This window comes from Paenibacillus sp. UMB7766-LJ446, assembly GCF_030226665.1.
Lineage (GTDB): Bacteria > Bacillota > Bacilli > Paenibacillales > Paenibacillaceae > Paenibacillus > Paenibacillus vandeheii.
Window position 1 is genome coordinate 206,415 of record NZ_JASOYM010000011.1, and the last position, 10,768, is coordinate 217,182.

Annotated in this window: 12 protein-coding genes; 1 reads left to right on the forward strand and 11 read right to left on the reverse strand. The window is 41.3% G+C overall.

From position 1 onward, the window contains the following. Positions 1-284: 284 nt before the first annotated feature. The 11 genes from QP794_RS24345 to QP794_RS24395 all read right to left on the reverse strand — a co-directional run bounded on the left by QP794_RS24345 (position 285) and on the right by QP794_RS24395 (position 9,867). Complete coding sequence (locus QP794_RS24345; protein ID WP_285079319.1) at positions 285-752, reverse strand: BC1872 family protein; 468 nt, start codon at positions 750-752, stop codon at positions 285-287. A gap of 620 nt (positions 753-1,372) precedes the next feature. Next, positions 1,373-1,888, reverse strand: coding sequence for a hypothetical protein (locus tag QP794_RS24350; RefSeq protein ID WP_285079321.1), 516 nt, complete (start codon positions 1,886-1,888; stop codon positions 1,373-1,375). Between the two features lie 64 nt (positions 1,889-1,952). Next, positions 1,953-3,314, reverse strand: a complete 1,362-nt coding sequence (locus tag QP794_RS24355; RefSeq protein ID WP_285079322.1) for a hypothetical protein — start codon at positions 3,312-3,314, stop codon at positions 1,953-1,955. Between the two features lie 301 nt (positions 3,315-3,615). Next, a complete protein-coding gene (locus QP794_RS24360) occupies positions 3,616-3,801 on the reverse strand; it encodes a hypothetical protein (protein WP_285079324.1) in 186 nt (61 codons plus the stop codon). A gap of 291 nt (positions 3,802-4,092) precedes the next feature. Next, on the reverse strand, positions 4,093-4,653 hold the full coding sequence (locus QP794_RS24365; protein WP_285079326.1) for a hypothetical protein: 561 nt from the start codon (positions 4,651-4,653) through the stop codon (positions 4,093-4,095). A gap of 5 nt (positions 4,654-4,658) precedes the next feature. Further along, entirely contained in the window at positions 4,659-4,997 is a 339-nt protein-coding gene (locus tag QP794_RS24370) for a hypothetical protein (protein ID WP_285079328.1), read from the reverse strand. Beyond that, on the reverse strand, positions 4,997-5,275 hold the full coding sequence (locus QP794_RS24375; protein WP_285079332.1) for a hypothetical protein: 279 nt from the start codon (positions 5,273-5,275) through the stop codon (positions 4,997-4,999). Before QP794_RS24375 ends, QP794_RS24370 begins: the two co-directional genes overlap by 1 nt. 83 nt (positions 5,276-5,358) lie before the next feature. Further along, a complete protein-coding gene (locus QP794_RS24380) occupies positions 5,359-5,592 on the reverse strand; it encodes a hypothetical protein (protein ID WP_285079333.1) in 234 nt (77 codons plus the stop codon). A gap of 118 nt (positions 5,593-5,710) precedes the next feature. Beyond that, complete coding sequence (locus QP794_RS24385; RefSeq protein WP_285079378.1) at positions 5,711-6,076, reverse strand: DUF4258 domain-containing protein; 366 nt, start codon at positions 6,074-6,076, stop codon at positions 5,711-5,713. Positions 6,077-6,449: 373 nt separating this feature from the next. Further along, positions 6,450-6,908 carry a L,D-transpeptidase gene (locus QP794_RS24390; RefSeq protein ID WP_285079334.1) on the reverse strand — a complete coding sequence of 153 codons (459 nt, stop codon included), beginning with the start codon at positions 6,906-6,908 and terminating at the stop codon, positions 6,450-6,452. Between the two features lie 13 nt (positions 6,909-6,921). After that, positions 6,922-9,867 (reverse strand): hypothetical protein, encoded by a 2,946-nt coding sequence (locus QP794_RS24395; protein ID WP_285079335.1) that lies wholly within the window; start codon positions 9,865-9,867, stop codon positions 6,922-6,924. A 306-nt stretch (positions 9,868-10,173) separates the two neighbouring features. Between QP794_RS24395 and QP794_RS24400 the strand changes: the two genes are divergently transcribed. Next, on the forward strand, positions 10,174-10,713 hold the full coding sequence (locus QP794_RS24400) for a hypothetical protein (protein ID WP_285079337.1): 540 nt from the start codon (positions 10,174-10,176) through the stop codon (positions 10,711-10,713). Positions 10,714-10,768 lie beyond the last annotated feature (55 nt).

Here is a 10,768-nt window from a genome sequence, read left to right on the forward strand (position 1 = left end):
TCCTGTTCCATCTATAACGATATCTATTGATCAATAGAAAGTATAAATTTCCCCAAGTCTCCTTATTATACCTCTCCTCAAACCTATTGCGTAGTATCAACCAAACATATCAATCGTTGTTTGAATGTCATACTACCTTTCTAATCCCAGAGCTGCCAGATGTAGCACTGTAGCCCTGATGGTAGACTTCCCTCGATTTGTTCAAGTCCAGTAAAAGAAAGGCCTCTCCAGGGCATGGATGCGATATGAGTCGACATCTAATACTCTAAAGAGGGTCTTTCTCATTATTCCGTATTCATTTTCATGACGACTGCGTCATTAATGATGATGGACGTCTTACAGATCGCTGTCTCTTTGGTCTTCCCTACCCCTAGAAATACATCTTCAAAATAGACTGCCCAATACCGCCCGTTGCCGGATCCACAAGGCATAAGTACAGTCTTATCTTCGATGAGAATATATTCAAAGACAAGGAATGCTGATGCAAGGTCCTCAGCCGGCTGGAAAGCCTCCGTTCTAAGATACCCTTCCTGCGTCATGTAATAATGAGGATTCTCAGTTCGAAACGACCATCCCATAATTTCAGCTGCAATAAACTGATTTCTATCATGAGCGGGCATCGAATCAAACCGAGACAGTATCTCCTGACAATGTACTCGAGACCGTCTAAGTTCATCTTTCGTTAATGTCTTTAAATAATCTCTTCTCATTATTTCATATACATCCTTTTGAAAATGATTTTCAACAAACACCTAGAATACCCCCTATGATTGCTTAATAGGCAATCGCCTGTTTAGTGTATCTAATCTTCCCGTGGCCGTTATATTGAAAGCAAATGCCATGTTCAACGTGTTTGTATCGTGTCTTTCCGGATCCTTTACAGCGTGAACACTTGCGCTCGTACGTTAATGAACTACGTAGCTTCCTTTTCCCCGCGGCAGATGATTTAGTTCTAATACCGCCATGTATAGTTGGCTTAGGCCGAATATCTGAGCGAGAAAGGCCTGTTGATTCCTCGGGCTTTGGCAGAGGTACATGGTGAGGATTACATAATGACCGCGTCATGTATTGTTGCGCTGCCTTTTTATGCTCTACTTTTACCTCTATCTCAGAACCTTGTGTCCGAGATGTAACATGTCCCCAAGCGAGCCTCTCATATTGTCGCCTAAGCATCAAGAGAGTGGCGTCTGACTCCCAGATCCAAACCTGTCTACTATAAAGGCATGCATATTGTCGATAATACCAAGATCCTCCTTCGTCAGTACCACCAAACGCTCTAGTAACGCTATATACGTTGACCCAGCAGGCCAAGCCAAATACGTTGATTATGGCTTGGACCAAACTTTGGATCAGCTCCTTAAATATCTGCATATTAGCTCTCCTCGTGTTCACGGCAATCGATAATCCAATATTTCCGTGGTGTTTTATTCCGTATCCGCTTAAATAGATGAAGCCATCTCCATTCCTCAGAATTTGTCCGTTTCTTGTAATTTGCAAGATTGCACAGAACAATAAAGTAATTCATTTGTCTGTTCACGAAGCGGGAAATACGGGTTTGACTGATCAGAGCACCGTGAATACCGCGTTTTTCATAGTATCTATGCAGGGTTACAGTAATGGAGATAAGACTCATATCCGGGTACAGGATTTTGAATTTCTGCTCTGCTGCCATTCTTAAATGGAAGTACTTGGGGGGGGATGCATAATAGAACCCAAGTACAGGGGTGAAGTGTAACTCGTAGACACCCTCACCTTTGTAACTGACAGCATAATAACGATTGAGGTAGCGCCCTCTAATCTTATTTTTCAATGACACCAACAGGGAACCCAGGATGATTGCCAAAACAAACACAATCACCGCGGTAACACTCACCAATAATAATTCCATCTTATTTCCTCCTTTGTAATAGAAATAGGGACAGCGGCTGGAGGCTACTATCCCTATAATCTACTTACGCTATGATATTTTTAACATGTTGAGCTGGTTCTACCAGGTTGAATACCGGGTAGTGGAAGCCCACATTATTTTGCTCCAAACGGGAAAGCTCTTGGGAAATTTGTGTGAGATCAGACAATGTAAAATCATAATCTCTTCTTTCGTACAATAATTTGTACTGGAACACCGTTTCACCGCGTAACTTCCGCTTTTGTATCTTAATTTCAGCTAAATTCATAATCTTGTTGGCTGAACTAACTTGAAATTCTGCATATCTCCAAAAAAACGTTTCGTAGGCTTCAATTTGAATACGAAGATGTGCAAGTTCCTCATGTGCCTCGTGGAGCTTTTCCTCCAGTTCGGGAAGTTTTTTTTGAGCCCGTTGGGCACTTTCATGCATCGCCTGCTTTGATTGTAGCCGGTGAATTTCTTTTTCGAGATGTTTGATCTCTTCTGCTTTCTCTTTGGCAAAACAGGAGAGATCTTCTCCATGTTGTCGGCGCACCCGCTCAATGTCTTTCCTAAGCTGTTTCCCGGCATTGAGCAAGTCTTGACACGAGTTCTTTTTCTCCTGCAGTACACGAATTCGTTTTTCCATGTCCTGATGTTGTATAGGGCGCCAAGAATAGAGTTTATGCCACTGAGCATGTTCACTCCGATATCTGTCCCCTAACTTCTTCAGCTCCTCTTCCCATTCCATCAAACAGTCAGGCTTACTCGGCCCACTTTTCGCAATAGTCGTTTGAAGGTTGTCTTTTAGTGCAGCAAGTTCTGTTATACAATCTTGATTGTTTAAATGGCTTGCTACTCGCAACTTTTTAATTTGGGATTGGCGGTCCTGTATATATTCCTCCCATTCCTGGTATTCCGTCCTCAGATCCTGCAGATGTACTCCGGGATCAGAATGGTTAGTAATCCATTCTCGCTGCTGAGGATCCATAAGCTGCAGAACGTTTGCACCATCAGCCTTCGGTAATAAGGACATAAGGGTGGCACGCTGCCGTTTGGGGGAACATTGAACGAAAAAACCTGGGACGAAAATAGATAAGAATAAATCGGAAGGACCGAATAACTTATCCACATCGTTCTGCGTAACCAACGAGTCGTCCACCTTGAGATGAGACTTTCGCGGAGACACTGAACGCATAATCGTTACAGGTATTTCACGGATCATCCAGGTTGTTTCTACACAGGTTTCATTTGTATTCCACTGAAATTCTTTTTTTGTTCTGGTTCGTCCCTGCAAATCACAGCCTTTTACAGCCCACACGATCGCTTCACAAATCTCCTTTGAATACGTAATCGGGTCCGAGACATGATCCATGGTATGGTTGACGTAATTCTTATATCCCTTGATAACGATGCGAAGTAATTTCATATGACAGTCTCCTTTTGTTCTTTAAATACAAAGAAAGAGCCCCGGTTAAATCGAGACCCTTTCTTAAGCTCCATGATGAATAACAGTCAACTAACTCCGAGAAAGGATACGACCAATCACCGTATAAGACAGTAGCTTTTTACGGCGCGCAGCCTGGTATTGTAATCTCATCATTCGAATGTTGTTCATGTTCATTGTTTATCGCCCAAACCGAGGAGGCATCTGCCTCAATTGCTCGGCAGAAGGACTCCCTCCTCTGATTTAATGTATTTTTAGACGCAAGTACGCGGCTGGCATGTGATTAGTTCGTCAAAACCTTCACCAGGGTATCTTCCTGAATCATTATGGAAGTTTCATGTCCTGTTTGAGGGTTCATCACATATAGGGTATGAGTTCCTTCTGTAAATGCGACGACTCTCCCTTTAGCCAATTCTGCTCCGTTCATTCCCGAAAAAACGGTTACTAACTGTCCCAAGTATTTGCTCATTATTGAATCCTCCTACTGAATCTTATGTTGTAAGTGCATTTTCAGGATCGTCAGATCCATGGTCTGTTGGTCGCTGAGAAAAGGCATTCTGGTTTGTAAAGCTAGTAGATTGCTGCAAACCTGTACAGGATGAATGTATCCATATGCTTGTTCCCCATTAGTCCATTTATTCATGCACTGGATGATGTTGTCTTTGATATCCGAAGGTAAGTTGCTCACATATGTTAGAATGTTTCCATGTTCAACCTCGGACATTGCCATCATAACCCACTCCTTCATGTAAATTGCTCTCTAACCTACGAGATTAAAGCCAATCTGATCATCTGTTTTCTCGTTTCCTTGGATGTTGAATTCAACTTCGTCCAACCACTTGGCATAAAGTTGGTGACGGATGCCGTTGCGGATATCCAGGTTTCTTACTTCGAAGAGAAAGTAATCGTAAAGGGGATATACACTAAAGCAAGTTGAATCCTTATCTACTTTGGTCCATATGCTACTGTTGGAACTTTGTTTGTAGCCATGAACGGTACGAATCGGTTCTGTGTCAAAGGCCACTTGGAACCAGTTGACTGTTGTAACAAAATGCCCATTCATGGCATAGAACCACTCCGATAAAGCTCTACTGACTAATGTCTTGTCTGCAGATGAAGCAGGCTGGTAGAAACGTAGCCAGAAATAGGATCGTTCTGAACTACTCATGCGAGCACGATGCTCGATGGCCAAGACATGCCCCCCTACTTTTCTCTCCCAAGATTGTTTTTTTAGCTGAAATCCAAGCTGACGAATAACAGCTTCCACGGCTCCGATTGGAGCTTCCACATGCCATTTGAATGCAATAGTTCGAATTCGCATCTGTTTCACGCTCCAATTCGCAGGTCATGGTTGATCATGGTTCCGATCGGGAGAATCCCTCGAAATGATTGACCAACTGCGAAAATGACCATATCTTCAGAGCGAATACCAAGTTCAACTATCTGTTCATTAATCAAGGAAGACCATATTTGAAGTTCCGGTGTCGTCAATTTCATGATGTTTACCGGTACTCGTGGGGCTTCTTCGATATCTGCCATTCCATCGCCGGTTAGGGTGAACACTTGCTGGCCATGTTGTTTAGCCAGGGTAAGATTCTCCCCCATATGCCGTTCGAAATCGCCCATATTGACCACCAGACAGACCTTTTTCTGGATGCTACGCATCAGATGGCCTCCTTTACTGTTGGCGCCTTGAATGTGTATGAGCCGATGGTGCGAGGGACTTTCTTTTTTCGGAATAACACTTTCAATTGTTTTTCCAATTGAGTAATTGTCTTCTCCGGAATCTTTTTTTGTTTACCAACGATCACGAGCAGTCCATTACGGATAACCACATCGAAATCAAAGCAAAGCTCCGTGTCCTCTTCCTCAAACTTGACGAAAGCTAGACCGCCAAAGAGATTTTCTCCGTTCAATCTGATATCGATTCTTTTAATGATCACGTGGGATCCCTCCTGTTTTTAGGCAATAAAAAAAGGACACTGCCGCAGGCAGTATCCTTTAATCTCCAGATTCAATTGACGTTCTACAAAGCAGCGTTACGTGGCAAGAAATCCTGAAGCGAAAAATTCTTCGCAATTTCGTTCAGGGATACGGTAACATTACCGACGATGTTGTGCGTAGTCAGCATTCTGGCATAGCCAGCCATCAACGCACTATCGGCAAGAGGCACCTCTTCTTCACAACCACATTTTGTTACAGGCACATCCGTAACAATTAATGTCCCACCGTTAAATGGGCGCTCGCTTGTTGTTGTCATTTGTATAATCTCCTTTTTACACCGGTCACATTGAGAGCTCATTCAGCATCCCTCCTATGACCTTTATTTTATCATGAGACTTCATTTTCTCCAAAGGTTTTACCAGGAGTTAGGTTTTCTAAGACCCTGGTATGTACTTCGTATATCTTGGGTTGTTGTTCACAGGATAAACTGTTTTTACGATGAAGCGTTTATCTGTTTTCATCAGCACAATGATGACAATCCAATCTCCGGATGTAGCCGGCCCCATTACGGTTCGCTCAGGCTCAGGATTTCTACCCTTTTCCCCTGAATCATAACCTTCAACGATTTTTCCATGAGCGATTGCCCATACAATATCAAGTTCGTCATAGATCCGATTAGGATAAGCCGGATTGTTTAAACGGTCATTGATATAGTGAGGAGAAATCGTTGTGATGTACCCATCAATTTTATTAACGCCTTTAAGAATTCGTTCCATTTCATCCAACCAAAATTTTTGCATGTGATCCAATGCTGTAGCCCCCTAGGTAGTATTTTTTATGAACGCAAAAAAGCCCTGGATGTTAAAAAAGGCATGACCGAATAGCCATACTCTTATTTACTCCAAGGCAATTTTCTATGAGTTGTCTGGTAGACAACATTCTCCGTCTGCAGCTGAATACTTCAGCCGAGAAAATTAATCGTTAATCGTAATATTCACAGTATAAAGGAATTGGAAACAATCGACAATAGGAGAAGAGAATTATGTCTAGAATTTGCACTGAATTTAGATGGGGATTATATTTATAATTCAATTATAATACTATCTAATTGAGGTTGTGGGGGGTTAGGGATAATAGTTATCCCTAACCTGTTGATTTACCAAATGTTTCTGGTCACACATCGGTAATGGTAATAATACCTTTTCCACCGCCAAGCTTCTCAATCTCCTTAATCAATTGTTCTTGATCGGTATCAAAGAGCCGGATACATCCGTATGTCGGTTTAAGTGGATACCATGGGGTGGAAGGATCTTTTGCCAACTCTCCGCCATGGATCATTATTTGATCTCGACCTGCCTCTTCTGCAAGTTTTGCATTTCCATTCAAAGCGGGGTGAAGAGAAACCCTTTTATTGGGTCCGAATGTAGTGCCTGGCTCAGCATCTGCGATTGAAGTCTCATATTCTCCAGTAGGGATATCTGCATATTTGTTCATCCAGTTGGAATGATTTTTGCCGTTCTCTTCACAATTCGATCCACGACCAAGCGCGTCTACCGGTCCCCACTTCAATGTGCCAGAAAAGTCTGTAAGTTTTAGTTGTCCTTTAGTGTTGCGTTCTTTCGGAAATTCCACGTATATTCGATAATTATAGTCCAAGGATATCACCACCTCTCGAAATAATATCACCTAAAGTTCTTTGTGCATCTCCCATTGATATTGAATTTCGGTCTGGGAAATCGGCTTTAGTCAAAATCTCCCCCAGAACAGATGGATTGATTTCCATATGCTGCGTAAATATATCGAAAACATGCTGGGCGTTCCAATTCCATTTTAGGCGGGCTTGTAAAGCTATCGCATCATCTGGAAATCCAATCTCATGAAATAATACGGCAAGTCTTTCACGAGGGACATCAAAGGCACTATCAATACCAATGGTAATATCATCCATATTATTATAGTATTGTTTTAAGGCTTTACCCACAGCGTTAAGGGTTAAAGATAGGTCAAGATCTTGTATTCCTCTTTTATGGAAATCGAAAATAGCCGCAATTTGAATGCCCTTACTAATACTCGGTATGTCATATTGACACTGCCATAAAATTCGCCACATATTATCCGGAACGATATCCCAAGCCCGTACAAGTGCATTAGCAATATCCTCTAGCTTAAAATCAGCTGATTTTAGCTTTCTACCAACTTCTATTTCATCAAGGCCAAGCCGATTCTTAAATGCCTCAGCAATCTCTAGAGCTGGTCTTTCCAATTGTTTTAACTTTAAAGTGATAGCATCATCATTATTTCCAGGCCAGTTCATAATTCTGAGACCTGACACAATGTCCTCAGCGGTGAAATCGAGCTCACCTAACACATTGCCGAAAAAATCAGGATCGACATTTAGACTTCTTAATGCAGTCGCAGCTTCGAAAAATGGAAAACCCAAATTTAGAATATCATGAACCATCTGGTCTGAAGTCTTGTTAGAAGCTTTCTGCCAGATAGTGGCGATTTTTTGGATTGGATACCCTATATCTTTTAGTTTCTGGCCCAAAGCAGCAGGGTCGATTTTAAATACTTCGACGAAGGCGGTTGTTGTTTGTTCTAAATCAAGCCCCACATCAAGAAATAACTTTGCTGCTTCCTCAAAAGATTTGTTATACACGTTTTTAATTAGATCACCAGCCTCCCTGGCTAATTGAAGAGTACCATTTGCGGCAAGTCCTAAGAGTATTTTAGGATCCCTGAATGATGTAAGGAATACCTCCTCGGCCTGCTTTTGAATGGAATCCAGGACTGCCTCAGGAAGTGTAGTTAAGCTGGGAATAGGCCTATTGTAGTTTAGGGATATAGATATATCTGGAATACCCATTAGCCTAAGTCCCGCTCTGAGATCTAGAGAAAATGCCTGTTGATTCATAGAAACAGCCATATCCGCAATTACATGGAAACCTAAGTTTAAAGAGGCAACAACCTGATCATAAGCCCTGATTTCAATTGTTTGTGAACTGAAATCAAAGAAGAAGCTAGCCCTCCCTTCAAAGCTTTCTGTACTATTAAGTTTGCACGCAAATTGAAAATCTGAAATGCCAGCAACCTTGAAGTCAAGCACACACACAAAGCTATCCTCGAGTGCTTTTATCAGTACTCCCTGAGATATACCGAATAGCGATACCGTTGCTGAAAGGTACACATAACCGTTATTTTCGGTTGCTTCATTAGGTTGAGTTGTATCAACGATAAAAATGGGTCCTCTCGTACCGGAATGATCTGTAATCCGAAGGACTTCCCCAAGTTCAATGATTCCAAGTTCACCTTCTACCTTCAAGCCCTTGTTTTGTTGGAACTCTAAAGCGGCCTTACAGGAAATACCAAACAACGAAACAGACGCTTTCATAGCAAGTCCAAAGTATGTTTTTTCTGGTTCTGTTGGTGGGCTAAAGCCCTCTGGATCTGAGACGATATAGAAGCTCAGTTCTCGAATACGAATTTGTTGAAGAAGAACAAAGTTACCGACAGGTAGTCGCGTGAAATATTCCACAAACCGAGATAGTGGGAATCCTTCCGGTGAATCAGATCCTTCTCGAATAGATGCCATTAGCGCTTTAGGAGCCTGCCCGATTAAAAAACTTGCACCTGCAGCAAGAATGATCGTGTCTGGATCTCCTTCATTTCCCAACATAATTTCTCCGGAAATGCTTAATTCAGTTCCTTGATTACCTGCTTCAATTCGTGCTCCAAATTTCCGGATGGTAAAGCCGTTAAACCCGAAAGGATCTGCCCATTCTGACGATTCTGAGGGTGTTTGACCAGGTTTTTGAACACCAATCAACAAAAATTCAAATGAAACATTACTATCTGAATGAACTGAACTACCTCCAGAAAGTAATAAAATATCTTGTTGCATTGCCAATTGAAGTTGCAATTCAATTCCAAAGTTGTCTGAACCGATTTTCACTTTTGGGTTTACAAACCTAACTATGCCTGAAGATGGGAGTTCAAATGGCAAGAGCGCTTCTATAGGTCCATTGAATTCATTTGATGTCCAAGGTACAAAGAAATACAGTGGTGTTAGATTTCCAAGGAAATTTTGAATAGTTGAAAATACCCCACCGTTGATGTCTAAGGAAGCAAACAGATGACTTCCCTTATCAAGACTGGCAAGTTGAGGAGCAATTTTAGATATGTCTGAAGGTACTGGAGAAGAATTTTCCGAAGCGAACACAAAAATAATATCATTTAGAGTGAAGGAAGCTTGTATTAGTGATAGGCTGTGGTTTAGCCAGGATGAGAGTCCAGAAGGGTTCCATCCGGTTAGAAATTTCACGGTACAAGTCATTTGAGGGGAATCATTTATAAGAAAAAACTCGAGCGTTACGGTGACTGAACCCATATCCAATTGTCTGGATCCACGAATAACAATACTTTTCTCGTTGAATACTTCAAGTGAAGCTTCGCTTAAAGTTACCCCGTGCAAATCAAGAAATTGAAGGTCATTAGGTATTGCAATTGAATTTAGTTCCTCGCGTACAGGTAAAGTAAAATCCGTCCCATTTATTCCGGATCTCAATACATTTTCCAATTCACTCAGTATCATGATACACCCTCCATTCGCAATTATTGATAGACTTTCCCTAAATACTCTTTACTTATGCACCTTTTGTATAAATTGAGGAGGCTTGACGGATAGAATCAATATTTAAAAGGGCTCTTGTTACTAAGGGTTTATTGAGAGGGAGTGTGGGGTTTAACTTCTCCGTGTGAAAAAAGGTTATAAACGATTAATTTCATGAACTATCTCACCCACCAGGAACATATTTAAGTGTCCGAATGAAATAAATAGCCGAATTAGTATATAATAAAGTACGAATTAGTCTATTATTAGTGTTTTGGAGGAATCAAATTGTCCATCGTTGAAGATATGCGGAAAAAGATTGATGATCTTGAAGGAACCATCGAGGATTATAAAAAAATTAGTGAAAATCTCCCGTCAGAAATTAACTATATAGTGCAGAGCTTATTGAATCACCAGTTGAATGATTTACGTTTTCGGCTCGAACGGTTCACCTTCTTGAAGACGGAAAAGCAATGTACGGAGTGTAATAACTGGATTAAGGAACATGAGGAGCCAGTGATGTTGAATTATCAATACAACAGAATGCGGCCGACTCATATGACCCTCTGTACGAATTGTTTGTCAGCAATGGACAAAGTAATGGTAACAAACGAAGCTGAGCCAAAGTGGGGACTACGTCCAGGGACCATTAAACAGGATCGCCATTTAGGAAAGTTAAAGGTTTTTGAGGAAATGGGTCTGATAAAAAGTACGGGTAGGTACATAAAGGTTCATGAAATTGTGATGCGTACCTTCTATGAGCCAAAGATATTAGAACGTGAACAAAAAAGTCAAAAGAGTAAAAAGCGTATAGATAAAGATAAATAAGCAGTTTTCGGGGTCGAAAGGTGGAAAGAACTTTAAATGAGTTAGGAAGCTTATT